The 17763-nt window shown below is 72.3% G+C and carries 18 protein-coding genes; 6 read left to right on the top strand and 12 right to left on the bottom strand.

The window, feature by feature from the left end:
- The first annotated feature begins 33 nt into the window (after positions 1-33).
- Positions 34-1401 carry a phosphatase PAP2 family protein gene (locus IF54_RS0118340; protein WP_078852026.1) on the top strand — a complete coding sequence of 456 codons (1368 nt, stop codon included), beginning with the start codon at positions 34-36 and terminating at the stop codon, positions 1399-1401.
- 43 nt (positions 1402-1444) lie between these two features.
- On the opposite strand, the gene IF54_RS0118335 is transcribed toward IF54_RS0118340, so the two are convergent.
- Entirely contained in the window at positions 1445-2758 is a 1314-nt protein-coding gene (locus IF54_RS0118335; RefSeq protein WP_030319891.1) for a transcriptional regulator, read from the bottom strand.
- Between the two features lie 188 nt (positions 2759-2946).
- Here IF54_RS0118335 and IF54_RS0118330 point away from each other — a divergent pair, with 188 nt between their 5' ends.
- On the top strand, positions 2947-3678 hold the full coding sequence (locus IF54_RS0118330; protein WP_030319888.1) for a DUF4232 domain-containing protein: 732 nt from the start codon (positions 2947-2949) through the stop codon (positions 3676-3678).
- Positions 3679-3688: 10 nt separating this feature from the next.
- On the opposite strand, the gene IF54_RS0118325 is transcribed toward IF54_RS0118330, so the two are convergent.
- Positions 3689-4342, bottom strand: coding sequence for a TetR/AcrR family transcriptional regulator (locus IF54_RS0118325; protein WP_030319886.1), 654 nt, complete (start codon positions 4340-4342; stop codon positions 3689-3691).
- A 110-nt stretch (positions 4343-4452) separates the two neighbouring features.
- On the opposite strand from IF54_RS0118325, the gene IF54_RS0118320 reads away from it, so the two are divergent.
- Genes IF54_RS0118320 through IF54_RS0118310 form a run of 3 tightly spaced genes read left to right on the top strand, consistent with a single transcriptional unit; the run spans position 4453 to position 7688 of the window.
- The gene (locus IF54_RS0118320) at positions 4453-5487 is read left to right on the top strand and encodes a medium chain dehydrogenase/reductase family protein (RefSeq protein WP_030319884.1); all 1035 of its coding nucleotides are present in this window, start codon (positions 4453-4455) and stop codon (positions 5485-5487) included.
- Between the two features lie 59 nt (positions 5488-5546).
- Positions 5547-6608: a right-handed parallel beta-helix repeat-containing protein gene (locus tag IF54_RS0118315; protein WP_030319881.1), complete on the top strand. Its 1062-nt coding sequence runs from the start codon at positions 5547-5549 to the stop codon at positions 6606-6608.
- Positions 6609-6659: 51 nt separating this feature from the next.
- The gene (locus IF54_RS0118310; protein WP_030319879.1) at positions 6660-7688 is read left to right on the top strand and encodes a methyltransferase; all 1029 of its coding nucleotides are present in this window, start codon (positions 6660-6662) and stop codon (positions 7686-7688) included.
- A 70-nt stretch (positions 7689-7758) separates the two neighbouring features.
- On the opposite strand, the gene IF54_RS0118305 is transcribed toward IF54_RS0118310, so the two are convergent.
- From IF54_RS0118305 to IF54_RS0118260, 10 genes are all read right to left on the bottom strand, one after another.
- Positions 7759-8091 (bottom strand): TcmI family type II polyketide cyclase, encoded by a 333-nt coding sequence (locus IF54_RS0118305; RefSeq protein ID WP_030319878.1) that lies wholly within the window; start codon positions 8089-8091, stop codon positions 7759-7761.
- 19 nt (positions 8092-8110) lie between these two features.
- A complete protein-coding gene (locus IF54_RS0118300) occupies positions 8111-8590 on the bottom strand; it encodes an SRPBCC family protein (protein ID WP_020134377.1) in 480 nt (159 codons plus the stop codon).
- A gap of 1 nt (position 8591) precedes the next feature.
- On the bottom strand, positions 8592-8849 hold the full coding sequence (locus IF54_RS0118295; protein WP_020134378.1) for an acyl carrier protein: 258 nt from the start codon (positions 8847-8849) through the stop codon (positions 8592-8594).
- Positions 8850-8892: 43 nt separating this feature from the next.
- Positions 8893-10143 carry a beta-ketoacyl synthase N-terminal-like domain-containing protein gene (locus IF54_RS0118290; RefSeq protein WP_030319877.1) on the bottom strand — a complete coding sequence of 417 codons (1251 nt, stop codon included), beginning with the start codon at positions 10141-10143 and terminating at the stop codon, positions 8893-8895.
- Positions 10140-11408 carry a beta-ketoacyl-[acyl-carrier-protein] synthase family protein gene (locus IF54_RS0118285; RefSeq protein ID WP_030319876.1) on the bottom strand — a complete coding sequence of 423 codons (1269 nt, stop codon included), beginning with the start codon at positions 11406-11408 and terminating at the stop codon, positions 10140-10142. Before IF54_RS0118285 ends, IF54_RS0118290 begins: the two co-directional genes overlap by 4 nt.
- The gene (locus IF54_RS0118280) at positions 11405-11860 is read right to left on the bottom strand and encodes a cupin domain-containing protein (RefSeq protein ID WP_028809083.1); all 456 of its coding nucleotides are present in this window, start codon (positions 11858-11860) and stop codon (positions 11405-11407) included. The genes IF54_RS0118285 and IF54_RS0118280 overlap by 4 nt, the downstream gene beginning before the upstream one ends.
- 94 nt (positions 11861-11954) lie before the next feature.
- A complete protein-coding gene (locus IF54_RS0118275) occupies positions 11955-13031 on the bottom strand; it encodes a SchA/CurD-like domain-containing protein (protein ID WP_030319874.1) in 1077 nt (358 codons plus the stop codon).
- Positions 13032-13180: 149 nt separating this feature from the next.
- Positions 13181-13798, bottom strand: a complete 618-nt coding sequence (locus IF54_RS0118270; protein WP_030319872.1) for a class F sortase — start codon at positions 13796-13798, stop codon at positions 13181-13183.
- A 272-nt stretch (positions 13799-14070) separates the two neighbouring features.
- On the bottom strand, positions 14071-14577 hold the full coding sequence (locus IF54_RS0118265; protein ID WP_030319870.1) for a hypothetical protein: 507 nt from the start codon (positions 14575-14577) through the stop codon (positions 14071-14073).
- A gap of 236 nt (positions 14578-14813) precedes the next feature.
- Positions 14814-16508 (bottom strand): FAD-dependent oxidoreductase, encoded by a 1695-nt coding sequence (locus IF54_RS0118260; RefSeq protein ID WP_030319867.1) that lies wholly within the window; start codon positions 16506-16508, stop codon positions 14814-14816.
- A gap of 245 nt (positions 16509-16753) precedes the next feature.
- On the opposite strand from IF54_RS0118260, the gene IF54_RS0118255 reads away from it, so the two are divergent.
- On the top strand, positions 16754-17665 hold the full coding sequence (locus tag IF54_RS0118255) for a LysR family transcriptional regulator (RefSeq protein ID WP_030319864.1): 912 nt from the start codon (positions 16754-16756) through the stop codon (positions 17663-17665).
- Positions 17666-17763 lie beyond the last annotated feature (98 nt).

Genomic DNA, 17763 nt, shown 5'->3' with positions numbered 1-17763 from the left:
GGTTGTGTACGACATCTAGCGAAGTGGCCGACAGTGAGACAGATACTCCAGCGGATCGACGCACGGACGGGCCTCTGGGCCGCGGTGGGGGCCGTGGGCCTCGGCCTCTTCGTCGCGCTGGAGTTCGCCGCGCGCGGCTACGGCCTCGAGGGGCCGCTGACCACGCTGGTGCGCGAGACGGTCCTCCCGCCGAAGTCGGGGCCGCTGCTGTACGCCGGACTGGCGCTGACGATGGTGGTGATGACCTGGCGGCAGAGGTTCATCGCGCTCGGCACCGCGATCGCCATCGACCTGGGCTTCCTCCTGGTCCGGTGGGTCCTCGGCATCGAGGTGACCCACGGCCACCCCTTCGGCAACGGGGCCCTGTGGGTGGTCCTGGGCTGCGGGGTCCTCGCTCTCACCCGCCGCACCGGCCCGGAACGCGTCCTGCTGCTGAAGGGCGTCGGCCTCGGCCTGGTGCTGGTGGCCGGCCGCAAGCTGGGCGACACCTGGCTCGTCATCACCGCGAAGAGCCGCCCGCAGGTGCTCGACCCCTATCTGGCGGCCGCCGACCACGCGCTCGGCAACCCCTCCTGGCTGATGGGCCGGCTCGTCACGGCGACCGGGGCGATCGGCTTCAACTTCCTCGACACCATCTACGGCCAGCTCGCGGTCGCCGCCGTGGTCGTGGCGCTCTACCAGCTGCGCAACGTGGCCGTCGAGCGCCGCTTCCCCCGCCACCACCTGGTGCGCACCTTCCTGCTGATCGGCCTCCTCGGCCCGGCGATCTACATGATCTTCCCGGTGGTCGGCCCGGTCTTCGCCTACGGCACCGGCACCGACCACTGGGCGTCGATCGCCCTGTGGTCCCCGCAGATACCGAGCGACGGGCACTGGGCGGTGGCGAACCTGTGGCCGGAGACCCCGCCGCCGATATCGGCCCCGCACTCCATACCCTTCGACACCGTCACCCCCCGCAACTGCATGCCCAGCCTGCACACCGCCTGGGCCACCGCGATCTTCATCCACTCCCGCAAGGGCCCGCGCCTGCTGCGCGTCGCCGGCACGTTCTGGCTGATCGCCACGCTCTGCGCCACGCTGGGATTCGGCTACCACTACGGCGTCGACCTCATCGCCGGTGTGGTGTTCACCCTCACCATCGAGACGGCCGTGCGCACCTACGACCGCGGCTGGGACCCGGCCGGGCTCCGGCTGACGGCCTACGGCACCGGGGTCTTCGCGGCGCTCCTGCTGTCGTACGCCCTGCTGCCGGTCCAGATGGGCGAGAACCCCTTGCTGGCCGGCCCGCTGCTCCTGCTGGCCATGCTCTCCGTGATCTACGGCTACGTCCGGACCGTCGCCCGCTGGGACACGGCTCCGGTGCCGGTGCGGGAGCCGCAGCCGCACCCCGAACCGGCGTGAGCCGCACTTCTGCGAACCGGCCTGATCCGCGCCCGCGCCCGGATCAGCCCCCCACCCGCTCGATCCACTCGCTGCCGCCCAGCGGATAGTCGTAGCCGGGGCGCCCCACGTCGGCGCTGGTGCGGAACGGGCGGCCCGCGTTGTCGATGCGCACGGTCCCGCTGCGGTCGCCGCTGGACCAGTCCAGGGTGAGGTCCCAGCGGACGTCGTGCGCCGTGGTGTGCGCGGTGACGTAGAAGACCTCCGGGTCGGACTCGCTGACCTTGTACGGGAAGGCGCGCTGGCCGTTCTTCACGGTGACCGTGGGGCTGCCGCTGTCGAGGGCGATGTCGAACGACTTGGTCCCGACCCCGCCTCCGCAGCCCACGCCCATCGCGTAGTCGTTCCAGGCGAGCGGCGCGTTCTTGCTGAGGACGCGGACGTGCAGCGCGTTCAGGACGACGGTCTCCGTCCCGGTGCCCTGGACGGTGAGCGCGACGCGCTGCTCCCCGGAGGAGACCGCCCCGTACGCGGCGGCCCAGCGGGGGGCGTCCTGCTCACTCGCGGGCGGCCCGACCTGGGCGGGCTCGCTGTCGACGAGGAAGTGCTGGCTGCACGGCTCCTCGTAGACGTAGGGGCGGGTGGCGACGGCGAGCGGGGCGCCGGTGGCGGACGGCCGGGCGGCGGGTTCGCCGGCGTCCCGGGAAGTCCCGGACCCGGAGCTTCCGGCAGTGGCCGTGCCGGTGGGGGAGCCGGACACCGACGGGGACGGTCCGGATCCGTCGCGGTCCGCGGACGGGGTGGGGGAGGGCTCCCGGCCGGAGTCGGCGGCCCGGGTGTCGATGATCGTCGGTGCCGTGGCGTCCCCGGCCCGGAGGCCCATGGGGCGCAGGGCGTACGCGACGCCTCCGAGCGCGGCGACCACCGCGACGGAGGCGATCAGCGCGGCACGGCGACGGTGGGGCCAGGAGAAACGGCGGGGCGGGGTGTCGTCACCCACCGGGTCGATGACGACGGGTTCACCCGTGTCGCCGTCGCCCGCGTGCGGCGTGGCATCCGCGTGCTGCGTGGCACCCGCGCTCTCGACAGAAGCCTCGCCCGCGCGTTCCGCCCTGCGGCCGCGGGCCGCGTCCGCCAGGATCCAGCGGCGGTGCAGTTCCACCAGCTCCTGCGGGGTCGCCTTGCAGACCCGGGCGAGCCGCTCCACGGGTGCGTACTCGACCGGCACGGCGGTGCCGTTGCAGTAGCGGTGCAGTGTCGACGTGCTCATGTGCAGGCGCTTGGCGAGCACGCCGTAGCTGAGTCCCGAGCGGTCCTTCAGCTCCCGCAACAGCTCCGCGAACGCCTCCGGCTCTCCGGCCCCCGTTGCCCCTGACACCTGTACCCCTCACCCCTGGCGTCCCGGGAACGCATTCCAAGGGCACCGCATTCTTGCTGGTCAAAGCCCGTTTCGGCGTTCCAGCGTCCCCAACTGCCCGCTGGGTGTGGCGGTCGGGACGGATCACCTTCCAAGCTCCGGTCATCCAATCACCACCGCCACCCGAACTCCCAAGGGGCACAGCAGACATGTCGAACCTCCGCACCTCCCGCACCCGTCTCGTCGCCGCCGCGGCCGGCACCGTCCTCGCGGCGCTCGCCCTGACCGCGTGCGGTGACGGCACGGGCACCCAGGACGAGGGCGCCGCAACCAAGAGCCCCTCCGCCTCCGCGAGCACGGACGCCGGCGCCAAGGCCCCCGAGAGCGCGTCCCTCACGGACTCCACCGCGGCGGCACCCGCCACCGCGTCCGGCGCTGAGCAGGCCGCGTCGAAGACGTCCACCGCCGCCCGCACCTCCTCGACGGGCTCCTCGACCGGTTCCTCGGCGGCGGCCCCGGGCACCTGCGAGGGGTCGAACACCAAGACGGTCGCGGCCCCGCTGACCCGTCCCGTGAACCACCTGCTGCTGACCGTGACCAACACGGGCAGCAGGACCTGCTTCCTCTACGGCTACCCGGCCGTCCGGTTCGACGGGGCCCAGTCCGTGCCGCCGGTCATCGAGGACTCCCAGCCGCAGGCGGTGGTCACGCTGGAGCCGGGCCAGTCCGGCTACGCCTCCGTGAACCTGTCCGCCACCGACGGCAGCGCCGCGCACGGCCGCACCGCGAAGTCCCTGACCGTCTACTTCCAGGGCCGCTCCCTCAGCGGCAGCGTCGGCAGGAGCGCGACCCCGGCCCTGCCGGCGAAGGGCGTCTACGTGGACGACTCGCTCAAGGTCACGTACTGGCAGCAGGACATGGACGACGCCGTCTCCTGGTGACCCGCCCCCCTCATTCGGGGGAGCCGGTCAGTTCGTGGAGCTCGGCGGTGAAGAAGCGGGCCGGGTCGAAGCCCAGGCCCGTGAAGTGGCCCGCCAGTTCCAGGGACAGCACGCCGTGCAGCCGGGTCCAGAAGGTCAGGGCCCGGTGCAGGACGGCGGCCGGGGCGGCGTGGCCCTCCGCCCAGTCCCGGTGTTCTTCGAGGTGCTCGTCGAACGGGGTCGCCGGGCGGTTCTCGGGCAGCCGGGCGCAGGCGTCCAGGAGCGGCGCCATGATCTCCCGCGCGATCGCGGTGATGTCGTCGGGAGCGTGATAGCCGGGGACAGGGGTGCCGTAGACGAGGAAGTAGCGGTGCGGGTCGTCCAGGGCCCAGGTCCGCAGGGCGTGGGCCAGCGTGGTGACGTCGGCGCCGGTCCGCACGGCGGCCGCGAAGGTGTCGGCGAGGCTGCGGTACGCGTCCCGGACCAGCTCGGTGATCAGCTCGTCCCGTCCGGCGAAGTACCGGTACAGCGCGGGGCCGCTCATGCCCATCTGCTTGGCGATCGCGTTGAGCGAGAGCGCCGACGCGCCCGCCGTGGCGATCTGCTCCCACGCGTGTTCCTTGATCTCCGTCCGCACCTGGGCGCGGTAGCGCTCGCGGGGAGTCTTCGCTTCCGAGTTCACCATAGTTAGAGGTTATCACTGAAGTTATTGACACCTCCGATTGTGCGGTTATAGCTTCTAACCAACGCGAAGACAGCTAACCGCCAAGCCTTTCGGAGGGTGTCGCCATGGCCATGAACACCGAGGAACTCGTCGAGATCGTGCTGCCGGGCAAGGTTGAGCCGGAGGGCCTCAGGGTCCGGCGCGGGGCCGTGCCCACCGCGGGTCCCGGCCAGGTCGTGATCCGCATGGAGGCGACCGGCGTCTCCTTCGCGGAGCAGCAGATGCGGCGGGGTCGCTACTACGACCAGCCGCCGTTCCCCTTCGTGCCCGGCTACGACCTCGTCGGCACCGTCCTTTCGACCGGCGAGGGCGTCGCGCCGGAGCTGGCCGGCGCCCGGGTGGCCGCGCTGGTCAAGGTCGGTGGCTGGGCCAGCCATGTCGTGGTCGAGGCGGCCGACGTGGTGCCGGTGCCCGACGGGATCGGCGCGGCCGAGGCGGAGACCCTCGTGGTCAACGGCATCACCGCCTGGCAGATGCTGCACCGCAGGACCCGGGTCCGGGCCGGGCAGACCGTCGTCGTGCACGGCGCCAACGGCGGCGTCGGCTCGGTCCTGGTCCAGCTGGCCCGGGCCGCGGGCGCCCAGGTGATCGGCACGGCCTCCGAGCGCCACCACGACGCACTGCGGGCGCGCGGAGTCGTCCCGGTCGACTACCGCACCGCCGACCTGCCGGCCCGCATCCGCGCCCTCGCCCCGCAGGGCGGTGTGCACGCTGTCTTCGACCATGTCGGCGGCCGCGGCATCGTCGACTCCTGGCGGCTGCTGGCCCCCGGCGGCACCCTCGTCGGCTACGGCAGCGCCGCCACCCGGGATGCCGGAGGCTCGAAGCAGTGGCCCGTGCTGAAGCTCCTCGGCCGGGTGTGGCTGTGGAACGCGCTGCCCAACCGCCGCCGCGCGTACTTCTACAACGTGTGGGCCGGCAAGGCCCTGGCCAGGAACCGGTTCCGCGCCCGGCTGCGCGCCGACCTCACCCAGGTCTTCGCCGCCCACCAGCGTGGCGAGATCACCGCCCAGATCGCCGCCCGACTGCCCCTCACGCAGGCCGCCGACGCCCTGCGGCTGGCCGAGTCCGGCACCGTCGTCGGCAAGGTCGTCCTCACCCCGTGACACGCCCCCAGGTGGGCTATCCGGGCCGTTCGAGAGCGTTCGCCCCATAACGTACGGATATGATGAGATTTCATATCTCCTACCTGGCCTGCGCCGCGGCGGTCATCGGGGCGGTCCTGACCGGCGCCCCGACCGCCGCCGCCCATCAGACGACGCATCTGGTCTTCCCTGGACAGTCGATCCAGCGGGCGGTGGACGCCGCCCAGCCCGGTGACACCGTCCTCGTGACCCCCGGCACCTACCGCGAGAGCGTCACGGTGAGCACCCCCGGCCTCACCCTGCGCGGCACGGGCCGCGAGACCGTCATCGAGCCCGGCACCACCAAGGTGGCCGACAGCTGTGCCGAGCACGGCAACGGCATCTGCGTGCTGGGGACCAAGGACCGCGACGTCGCGGACGTCACCGTCGCCTCCCTCACCGTGCGGAACTTCACCGGGACCGGCGTGTTCGCCATGGCGACCGACGGCCTGACCGTCCGGAACGTCACCGCGGTGAAGAACGGCGTGTGGGGGATCGCCCAGGAGCGTTCGGTGCGCGGGCTGTTCGTCAAGAACACCGCCCGGGACAACGGTGACGCCGGCCTGTTCCTCGCCAACACCATCAAGGAGGAGGCGGGCGCCGCCGACACCCAGGGGACCGTCGTCGCACACAACCGCCTGGAGGGCAACCGGATCGGCATCACCGTCCGGCGCCTGCGGAACCTCACCGTCGCCGAGAACCACCTCACCGGCAACTGCGCGGGCGTCTTCGTCGTGGGCGACGAGAACAAGCCGCGGGCCGGCGCCCTCACGGTGCGGGACAACACCGTCGCGGAGAACAACAAGTCCTGTCCGGCGACCGCACGGCTGGAGGCACTCCAGGGCTCCGGCATCGTGCTCACCGGCACCGAGGACACCCTGGTGACGGGCAATCACGTCACCGGCAACGCCGGCACCTCCTCGCTCTCGGGCGGCATCGTCCTGTTCAAGAGCTTCGTGGGCATCCCCGGCGAGCGGAACCGGATCACCGACAACACGCTGGAGGGCAACGCCCCGGCCGACCTCGTCGACACGGACACCGGACACGACAACACCTTCACCGGCAACGCCTGCACGGCGTCCCGGCCCGCCGGACTCTGCTGACCCGCCGTGACCATCCAGGAAAACGAAGAACTCGCAAAGGGAGGACGGCCCATGACGGCCGTACAGACCGCCACACCGCCGTCCATGCGGCTCCGGGAGCTCGTGTTCGGGGCGGCTTGCGCCGCCGCCCTGCGCGCGGCCGCCCGCCTGGGCGTCGCCGACGCCCTCGGCGACACCCCCCTGGCCGTCGAGGACCTCGCGGCCGAGGTGAAGACCGAACCGAAGACGCTACGACGGCTGCTGCGCGCCCTGTGCTGCTACGGCATCTTCGCCGAGCAGCCGGACGGCAGGTTCGCGCACACCGACATGTCCCGGCTGCTGCGCGAGGACGACCCGCACAGCCTGCGCGCCATCGCGCTGTGGTGCACCGAGCCGTGGACCTGGCAGGCGTGGCCGATGCTCGACGAGGCCGTGCGCTCGGGCCGCAGCGTGGTGAAGGACCTGTTCGGCAAGGAGTTCTTCACCTACCTCAACGAGGACGCCCCGGAGTCCGCCGACGTCTTCAACCGGGCCATGACCACCTCCAGCGTGCAGTCCGCGCGGGACGTGGCGCAGCTGCTCGACCTGTCGGGGAGCAGCTCGGTCGCCGACATCGGGGGCGGCCAGGGGCATGTGGTGGCGAGCCTGCTGGAGAAGCACCCCGGCCTCCACGGCACGCTGCTGGACCTGCCGCGCGTGGTGGCCAACGCCGATCCGCGGCTGCGCGACGGGGGCGCCCTCGCGGACCGGATGCGGCTGGTGCCCGGTGACTGCCGTGAGGCCGTGCCGGTCAAGGCCGACGTCTACATCATCAAGAACATCCTGGAGTGGGACGACGAGAGCACCACCCGCCTCCTGCGCAACGTCGTCGAGGCGGGCGGACCGGGAGCGCGGGTCGTGGTCATCGAGAACCTCGTCGACGACTCGCCCTCGCTGCGGTTCAGCACCGCCATGGACCTGATGCTGCTCCTCAACGTCGGCGGGGCCAAGCACACCACCGAGTCCCTTACCGGCAGGCTGACCGAGGCGGGCCTGGTCATCGACGACATCCGCCCGGTCAACCCCTATCTGCACGCCTTCGACTGCACGGTCCCGCGCTGACCCTGGGCACCGGTTCCGGAACGCCGCTCGCCGGGCACACGACAGCGTGTGCCCGGCGAGCGGCGGTGGTTCAGGAGCGGGCGTCCCGCTCCCAGGTGTAGAAGCAGCGCGCCATCGCGTCCTTCGGCGAACGCCAGGTCGCCGGGTCGTACGCGGTGACGTACGCCGACAGCCGTTCGCTGATGTCCCGGAACTCGGGGTGCCCGGCCGCCTTCGCGATGGCGGGTCCGGGGTCCTGCTCGGACTCGATGAGGTGCAGGTACACGTCGTCGAACTGGAAGAGGCTGCGCCGTGCGACCCCCACGAGGTGGGGGAGTTCTCCCCGGTCCGACTCCTCGAACACCTTGGCGATGTCGAGGGCCGACTCCGGGGCCATGCGGGCGACGATCAGGGACTGGTGCATCGTCGGGTCTCCGTCCCGGTCAGTCGGACAGCACCGAGACGGGCCGGCGCTCTCCGGCCTCCTTCTCGATGCGGTCCCGGATCAGAGCCATCTGCACCTTGGAGTTCCGGTTGATGTTGTCCGTCATCCAGTCGTCGTCCACCGGGGCGTCCGGGCGCATCGCGAAGTCCTGCGTCCAGACCATCCGGGTGCCCTCGGGCCGCTCCTCGTACTGCCACACGATGTTCATGTAGGCGAAGGGCCCGGTCTCGACCCGGCGGGCGCGCACGGTGAGCGTGTCGCGGTCCGCCTCCCGCTCCGAGACCCAGCTCCACACCTTGCCGTTGTCGTCGGGGTGCATGGTGAGCCGGAAGGTGGTCCGGTTGCCCTCCTGGGAGAGGATCTCGGCGGAGGCGTACTCGCTGAACAGGTTCGGCCAGTTCGCCACGTCGTTGGTCATGTCCCAGACCAGGTCCAGCGGGGCCCCGATGGTGACCTCGTTCTGCGTGTGTCCGGTCATGTCAGGCTCCCGCGAGAAGCGCGCTGTTGACGAGGTCGAGGAACTGCCGAGGGGTCTTGCACTTCTCGGCGTCGGGCGGCATCGGCGTGCCGTAACGGTTCTCCAGCTCGCCCACGATGCCGAGCAGGCCCAGCGAGTCGAGGCCGAAGCTGTCGAAGCCGGAGTCGCTGAGCTGCTGGAGATCCTCCGGGGCGACGGTGATCCCGGCGGCCTTCTTCATCAGCCCGGCCAGCTCTTCCACGGTGATGCGCTCACTCATACGGTTGTCTCCTTGCTCTGTGATCTGTGTTCGCGAGGCCTCGCTACGAGGCGTCGGCGGCACCGCGCCGGAGCACCAGCGCCGAGTTCGACCCCATGAGTCCCCGGCTGAGGACCAGCGCCGTGCGCGTCTCGGTGGCCCGCGCGCGGCCGGTGACGAGGTCGAGGTCGTGGCAGACGTCGAAGACGTTCGGGGTGGGAGGCAGCACGCCCTGTTCCATCGCCAGCACCGCCGCCGCGACGTCCAGCACGGCGGCCGCGGCCAGGCCCCGGCCGACACCGGTCTTCGGCGCCGTGACCGGCACCCGCTTGGCGTGGGGGCCCAGCGCGTCGGCGAGCGCCAGCACCTCGGCGCGGTCCGCCTCCGGCACCCCGAGGGCGTCCGCGAAGACCACGTCGATCTCCTCGGGCGCGCAGCCGGCGTCCTCCAGGGCGCCCCGGATCGCCTGGGCCAGCCCCTCCCGGGACTCCTCCCAGCGGGAGGCGCCGGTGAAGGTGGCCGCGTGCCCGGCCACCAGGGCCCGCACCGGAGCGCCCCGGTCGCGGGCCGACCCCTCGGCCTCCACGACGACCATCGCGCCCCCCTCGGCGGGCACGAAACCGCAGGCCGCGCTGGTGAACGGCCGGTAGGCGCGGTCCGGTTCGGCGACCGTGCTCAGCTCCTCGTACCCGAGCTGGCAGACCATGGAGTAGGGGGCCAGCGGGGCCTCGGTCGCACCGGCCACGATGACGTCGGTGCCGCGCCGCACGCCCCGCGCCGCGTGCGCCAGGGCGTCCAGTCCGCCCGCCTCGTCGGCGGCGATCACCCCGCAGGGGCCCTTGAAGCCGCCCCGGATGGAGATCTGGCCGGTGCTCGCCGCGTAGAACCAGGCGATCGACTGGTACGGCCCGACGAAACGGCTGCCCTTGCCCCACAGCTGCTGGAGCTCGCGCTGTCCGAACTCACCGCCGCCGGAACCGGCCGCCGTGACCACGCCCACCGAGAACGGCGCGGCGTCGGTGTCGGCCCGGCCGAGCCCGGCCTCCTCCAGGGCGAGGTCGGCCGCGGCCATCGCGAAGTGGGTGAACCGGTCGGTCTGGACGAGGTAGCGCTCCTCGATCGCCGACGGCGGGTCGAAGTCGCGGACCTGGCCCGCCACCCGCAGCGGCATCCCCTCGCAGCCCTCCCGGGTGATGGGGTCGATGACGCTGACGCCTTCCCTGGTGGCCTTCCAGAAGGCGTCGGTGCTGGTTCCGTTGGGCGCGACCACGCCGATTCCGGTGACGGCCGCGCGCCGGGCATGCGAGGCGCTCATAGCGTTTTCTCCCTCGGCAGGGTCATGACCACCGCGGACTGGAAGCCGCCGAACCCGCTGCCCACCGAGAGCACGTTGCGCAGCCGGCGCTCACGGGCGACACGCGGTACGTAGTCCAGGTCGCACTCGGGGTCGGGGGTCTCGTAGTTCGCGGTGGGCGGCACCACCTGGTGGGCCAGGGCCAGCGCGCAGGCGACGACCTCGATCGCCCCGATCGCGCCGAGGGAATGACCCACCATGGACTTGATGGAGCTCATGCACGTCTCGTAGGCGTGCGCGCCCAGAGCGCGTTTGACGGCGGCCGTCTCGTGCCGGTCGTTCTGGAGGGTGCCCGAGCCGTGCGCGTTGACGTAGTCGATCGCGGTGCCGTCGAGGCGGGCCTGGCCGAGGGCGTCCTCGATGGCCCGGGCCATCTCCAGGCCCTCGGCGGTCAGACCGGTCATGTGGTAGGCGTTGCCGAAGGTGGCGTAGCCGCCGATCTCGCAGTACACGTGCGCACCGCGGGCCCGCGCGTGTTCCAGTTCCTCCAGGACCAGCACCGCGCCGCCCTCGCCCATGACGAACCCGTTGCGGTCGGCGTCGAAGGGGCGCGAGGCGTGCGCGGGGTCGTCGTTGCTGGGGGAGGTCGCCTTGATGGCGTCGAAGCAGGCCATGGTGATCGGGGAGATCGGCGAGTCCGAGGCGCCGGCGATGCACACGTCGGCCCGGCCCTCCTCGATGGTGTGGAATGCGTACCCGACGGCGTCCAGACCCGAGGTGCAGCCGGTGGACACGGTCTGCACCGGCCCGCGCGCCTCGAACCGCTCCGCGACCGCGGAGGCGAGGGTGCTGGGCGCGAACGCCCGGTGCAGATGCGGACCGGCCTCCCGGTGGTCCACGTCCCAGCGCTGCCCGCCATGGCTGACCAGCACGTAGTCGTGCTCAAGGCGGGTGGTCCCGCCGACCGCGGTGCCCAGGGACACCCCGATGCGCCAGGGGTTCTCCGCGGCCAGGTCGAGACCGGAGTCGCGTATCGCCTCCTCGCCGGCGACCAGGGCGAACTGGATGTAGCGGTCGGCGCGGGCGATCTGCTCCGCGTCCAGCCCGTGGGCCGCCGGGTCGAAGTCGCACTCGGCGGCGATCTGCGAGCGCAGCCCGGAGGGATCGAAGAAGGTGATGCCACGCGTCGCCGTACGGCCGCTGGTCAGCAGGTCCCAGAACGCCGGGACCCCGATGCCGCCCGGGGCGACGATACCTATGCCGGTGACCGCCACGCGCCTGCTCATGAGCTCACCCGTGATCGCTCGGCCGTGGCGGCGACCTCGTGCGCCTCCACCGGGATCGGCACGCCGTTCGCGTCCTCGGTGTCGACGTGTCCGAGCGGCGGGCTCGGGGCCAGCGGGCCGAGGTGGAAGACCATCCGGGCCTCGACCCGGCCCACGTTGCGGAACCGGTGCCGCATGTGGGCGGGGATCAGGAGCCCCTGCTCGGGCTGGAGCGGGTGGGGCTCTCCGTCGAGGTCCACCTCCAGCTGCCCGCAGACGACGTAGATGAACTCCTCCGAGTACGGGTGGTAGTGCTCGGCGATGCGGTCCCCGGGCTGCACGATGGCCACGCCCATGAAGCCGCTGGTGGAGCCGACCGTGGTGGGGGTGAGCATGGCGCGCAGGTCGCCACCGCGGCGGGTGTTGGGCTCGACCTCGCTGAGATCCACGATTCCGGGATGACGATCGATCACGGCGTTCCTCCGAACATGTGCTGTAGCGACGTGCTGCACCTGCGTGTGCCGCACCTGCGTGTGGGCGTGGCCGGTACGGCCCCGGTGAGGGTGGTCAGGCGTCGGGCGAACGGCGGTCGGTGACGAGGTCCATCGAGGACACCGCCCCGCCGTCCAGCAGCGCGGTCAGCTCGGCGTCCTGGCCGGCGTCGGTGGCGAGCTCGCCGCGCGCGTCGACGAGGCGCACCACGATGTCGTCGCGCTGGAAGATCGTGCTGCGCAGCACGGACCCGCGCGGATCGTCCGCGGCCGCCACGTCCCGCCGGGCGAGCAGCTCGGCCAGCCGCATGCCCTGACCCTCCCGGGCCGGGTAGTACAACGCGTGCCGCACCGCGTCCGGGCTCTCCTGACCTGCCGTCACATGGTGGACGGCGGGCAGCGCGGCGCGGGTGAAGAAGACCCGGGCGGACTCGGGGTCGTCGAGGTCCCGGTCCTGCTCCAGATAGGGGTTGATGGCCTCCTCGACGGCCCGTACCGCGGGCTGCCGGGCGACGTACCGGAGCGCGGCGAGCAGGTCGCCCCGCACCTCGATGGCCCGCACGACCCGGTTGCCGTGCATGAACAGGGAGGTCCGGCACAGCCGCGTGGTGTCGTCGACACGCGGGTCGGGGGAGGCGTAGTCGGCGAGGATCTTCGCCACGGCCTCCTCGCTGCCCGGCTTGACGGTGAAGGTGAGCGCGTGCCGGATCAGCCCGTCGCCGATACGGGGGGAGGCCTGGAGCCGGCGCTCCTCGGACCCGGTGTCCGCGGCGGGGCCACCGGTCTCGCGGACGATGTGGAAGCGCAGCGACCTGGTGTCGCGGACGCAGGAGTGCAGCGGCTCCACCATGTGCACGTGCTCTTCGCTGTTCACCCAGGTCAGGAAGGGCGGGGCGCTCTCCCACTCGCTGGTGATCAGCCACTGGGAGGGGTTCTCGATGGACTGGCACAGCTGGTCGCTGACGTGTCCGGGAACCGAGGCGACCTGGTTGCACAGCTGCTCGTAGGCCTCCAGGAACTGCTGCTGGGCGCCGTCGTAGACGTCGACCAGCAGGACGACCCGGAGCCTCGAACCGTCGAAGACGGACTGGGAGACATACTGCGACGCCTGTTGTGCAAGCGGTTTCGTGACACGTTCGGACGTGGTGGTCATGCGGAGCACAACTCCTTCGTGGGGGGACGGACGGACGTCGGCCGCACGGGGGGTGACGTCGGCGTGCCTTGATCCTGTGCCTCGCCTGTGAGGTACGCGACTCGTATGCACCGAGCGGGTGACCGGCCTGGCGGCCCCCCGGAACGGGCTCAGGTCAGGTGGGCGAAGACCACCAGGTTGTCGGTGTAGTCCTTGACCGCGTGGTCGTAGTTGCCCGCGCAGGTGATGAGCCGGACCTGGGCCTGGTCGGTGTCGCCGTAGACCCGCCCGCTGGGGAAGTCGTCCTTGGCGAAGGTCTCCGCGCTGTCGACCACGAAGTTCGCCCGGCTCCCGTCGGCGCGTTCGACGTGGAAGACGTCTCCCTTGCGCAGCTCCCCGAGGTTGGCGAAGACGGCCGCCGAGGTGGCCGTGTCGACGTGACCGGCGATGATCGACGTGCCCGTCTCACCGGGGGAGGCGCCGTCGGCGTACCAGCCGACGAGGTTGGTGTCGGCGGCGGGAGGGGGCAGGAGCTGCCCGGTGGGGCCGATCACCAGCTTCGTGAAGGGCGCGTCGACCGAGATCTTCGGGATGAGCAGGCGCACGGGCTCCGAGCGCGGCAGGTGCGGACCCACCCCCGCGGTCGGCGTGGCGCCGTCCGCCGGGTTGCCCGCCACCGGGGCCGACGTGGACCGGGGGGCCGCCTGCACGGGGCCGGACGGATCTCTGTCGTTCTTGCCGCCGAACAGGCTGACGGCCATGATCAGGATCGCCACGGCGGCCAGCACCAGCCCGGAGTTGGATCCCCGCCCGTTCCGGGCCGGTTCACCGCCGCTCAGACTGTCGAGGGGGCGGCTGCCGGAGCCGTCTGCGGGGGAAGAGGAACGAACTGCCAACGGAATCAACCTCACCGGGGCGCGGCGGCCCATCGGACGGGAGAGGGAGGGGACAGGGCGGCGGATCGGACAGCGGGGGCGGGACGGGGCCCGGTGCGGGCCGGCGGGGCCGCCACGCGGCGCGCACGCGTGGCGGCCTCAGCGGCTATCGCATCCGGCATCGGTCAGGCCAGGCTTCCGGCGGTCTTCTTGCGACGCGCCGCGTACAGCCCGGCCCCGGCGACCGCGAGGACGGCCAGTCCGCCCGCCGTCATGCCCGGCGAGGCGAGCGCGCCGCCTCCGGTGTGCATGCCGCCGCTGGGCTTCTCGTGGCTGCCGCTCCAGCCGCCGTCCTCCTCCTGCTTGCCGCTCCAGCCGCCGGACTCCTTGCCGCCCTGCTGGTCCTTGTCCTTGTAGGTCTCCGGGTCGTACTTGGGGTCCTTGGCGGTGCCCCAGTCGTCGGCGTTGACCGCGGTCAGCGCACCGCCACCGGTGTGCATGCCGCCGTGCGGACGGTCGTGGTCGCTGCCCTTGCCGTGCTCCTTGCCTTGCTCCTTGTCCTGCTCCTTGCTGTAGGAGGAGGAGTCCGACTGGTCCCAGTCGCCGCCGGACGCCGCCCAGGCGCCCGGGGCACCGAGGGCGAGGACGGTGGAGGCGGCCGCGGTGGCCAGAATCATGCGAGCAGAGCGCATCTGACGTTCCTTCCGTCGGCGGCCGGGCAGCTGGTGCTTCGTCAGCTGGATTGGCCCGCCCCCGACGTGATCCACCGTCATCCAGCGACCCGCACCTCACCACTCAAGGCGGTCACACGGGTGAACCCGACCGTGCCCGCGACGGCCGACGACCTTCGCCGCTGACCTGACACAACGTCTGACGCCACGCCCGGCGCGGTGCCTGACGTGGCGTCTGATCGGGACGTGAGCGGAGGTCAGCCCAGGGACAGCAGCTCCCTGAGGACGTCCCGCAGCACGGCCTCGGCGTCCGGGACCGGCCCCGCCGCCCGCCAGGCCACGAACCCGTCGGGCCGGACGAGGACGGCGCCCCCGGACGTCGTGCCGTGCGCCTGCGCCCAGTCGGCGCCGCCCTCGGGTGTCAGCTCGGCGCCCGGCCCCTCGCCGATCCGGTACGCGTCCAGCGGGACGGGTGTGTCCGCGGCGACACGTACGGCGGCCGCGTGCCAGCCGCCCTCGTCGCCGGCGCCGCTGAGCAGCACGAACGACCGCTCGTAGAGGTCCAGCGTGGAGATCGGCTCACCACCGCGGCGTACGGCCAGGTGGGGCGCCCTGCTGCCGGGGGCGCCGGACAGGTCGAGGCGGTCCGGTACGACGGGGGTCGCGGGGTCGGTGCCGACGACCGCGCCCACGGGGTAGCGGTAGCCGAGGGCCACGTTCAGGATGCCGCGCTGCGGACCGCCGCCACCGGCGCCGGGCGGCGGGGCGTAGCCGGGGTGGCTGTGCTCGGCCGACCGGACGGCGGCGCGGGCGCTGGTCGCCTCGGCGACCGGGCGGCGCTCGGCGTCGTACGAGTCCAGCAGACCCTCACCCGCCCAGCCGCCCAGCACCGCGGCGAGCTTCCAGGCCAGGTTGTGGGCGTCCTGGATACCGGTGTTGGAGCCGAACGCCCCGGTGGGGGACATCTCGTGGGCCGAGTCCCCGGCCAGCAGGACGCGGCCCGCGCGGTAGCTGGTGGCCACCCGCTGGGCGGCGTGCCAGGGGGCCCTGCCGGTGATCTCCACGTCGAGGTCGGGGACACCGACCGCGCGGCGGATGTGGTCGATGCACCGCTCGTCGGTGAACTCCTCCAGCGTCTCGCCGCGTTCGGGGTGCCAGGGGGCGTGGAAGACCCAGTTCTCCCGGTTGTCCACGGGCAGCAGCGCGCCGTCGGCGTCCGGGTCGGTGAGGTAGCAGACGATGAAGCGCCGCTCGCCCACGACGTCGGCCAGCGCGCGGGAGCGGAAGGTGATGCTGACGTTGCTGAACAGCTCGCCGGGGCCGCTCTGGCCGATGCCGAGCTGCTCGCGGACGGGGCTGCGGGGGCCGTCGGCGGCCACGAGGTAGTCCGCGAGGAACTTGGTGTGCTCGCCGGTCTCGCGGCTCTTGACCACCGCGGTGACCCCGTCGGGGCCGCTGTCGAACGACATCAGCTCGGTGGCGTAGCGCAGGTCACCGCCGAGCCGCTTCGCGTGGTCGAGCAGTACCGGCTCCAGGTCGTTCTGGCTGCACAGGCACCAGGAGCTCGGGCTGAAGCGGGCCAGTCCGCCGCCCTCGTCGATCTGCTTGAACAGCCACTCGCCCGCGTCGCCGACGAGGGTCGGGGTCTGGAGGATCCCGTGGTTGTCGGCCAGCGTGGCGGCGGCCTGACGGATCATCGGCTCGACGCCCGCCGTGCGGAACAGCTCCATCGTGCGGACGTTGTTGCCACGGCCGCGGGGGTGGATGGAGGTGCCCCGGTGGCGCTCCACCAGGGTGTGCGGCACCCCCAGCCGGCCCAGGAACACCGAGGTCGACAGGCCGACCAGGGAACCGCCGACGATGAGGACCGGGACCCGGTGGACCGCGGGGCCGACCTGCTCCGCCCGTTCGACCTGTTCCTCGTGTTCGGCTCGTTCGGCTCTGTGGTTCATCGCTCGCCTCCAGCGCGTCGTGTGCACCGACTCGTCCGGATACGGCCGGCAGCCTCATCCATGCCCCACGTCACGGAGGCGGGCCCAAGCTTCACCCGCTTAACGCGTTCGTTTCGCCGAGTCGGCGGGCATACGGGGGTTCTGCGGTGGCTGTGGGCGGTGGCCGTGGGCGGTGCCTCCTCCCGGTGCCCGCACCCCGGGCACCCTTCGCCCGGGGCGTTCAACACGGCGGTTAGGGTGGGCCCGTGGAGCTCCTGCACCTGCGCTACTTCGTCGCCGTCGCCCAAGAACTCAACTTCTCGACCGCGGCCCGCAGACTGCACATGGCGGCCTCCCCGCTGAGCCGGCGCATCAAGGACCTGGAGCAGGAACTCGGGCACCGGCTGTTCGACCGCGACACCCACCATGTGAAGCTCACCCGGGCCGGCAGCGCGCTGCTGCCGGTCGCGCGCGGGGTCCTGGAACAGGTCGACTCCATCGGCTGGCGCCTGGACGAGGCGGTCCGCCCCCGGCGCGCCACCCTGCTGCTCGGCGTCCCCACCGGCATCCACCCGGACCTGCGGGAGCGGATGGACGCCCTGGCGGAACGGGCCGGCGACCGGTTCGAGATCAAGCGCTGGCCGGGTGGCACCGAGCGTCTGGTCGACGCGGTGTGCGACGGCAGGCTGGCGTTCACCCTGGCCCGCCTCCCGGTCGCGGGCGACCCGGCGCTGGAGCAGCTGCCGGTGATGTCGGAGCGCCTGGGCGCGGTCGTACCGGGGGACCTGTTCGCGGGCCGGGAGTCGGTCGCCCTGGCGGAACTGTCCGAACTCGCCTACGCGGGCTCCCCGTCCGCGGTGACCAACGCCTACTTCCGCGGACTCGACCGGCAGCTGCACGAACTGGGCATTCGCAAGCGCGTCGAGCTGGGCGGCGCGACCTTCGAGGGGGTCGCGGAGATAGTGGCCGGCGGGCTCGCCTTCTCCATCTCCATGCTGGACGAGAGAAGCCCCATCCGGAACCACCTCCTCGGCAATGTCACGCTCCTGCCCTTCTCCGACTTCCACCCCCGCCTGGAGACCGGCCTCCTGTGGCGCAAGGACCGGGCCCGGGGCGGCGACCTGGAGGAGGTCGTCGCCATCGCCCGCGAGGTCTTCGCGGAGCCGCTGGCGGCGTGAACGCGACCGGTGCCGTGCCCGGCGCCACGGGTTCGCTCGGTAGCGATGGCAATGCCTCTTTGCCCATCCTTTAGTCTGGGCGGGCGTTGCTCGTAGCC

Origin of the sequence: Streptomyces sp. NRRL B-3229 (genome assembly GCF_000719505.1) — a bacterium.
Lineage (GTDB): Bacteria > Actinomycetota > Actinomycetes > Streptomycetales > Streptomycetaceae > Streptomyces > Streptomyces griseorubiginosus.
Note: the sequence above shows the minus strand (reverse complement) of the source record. Positions and strands in the feature narration are given on the sequence as shown.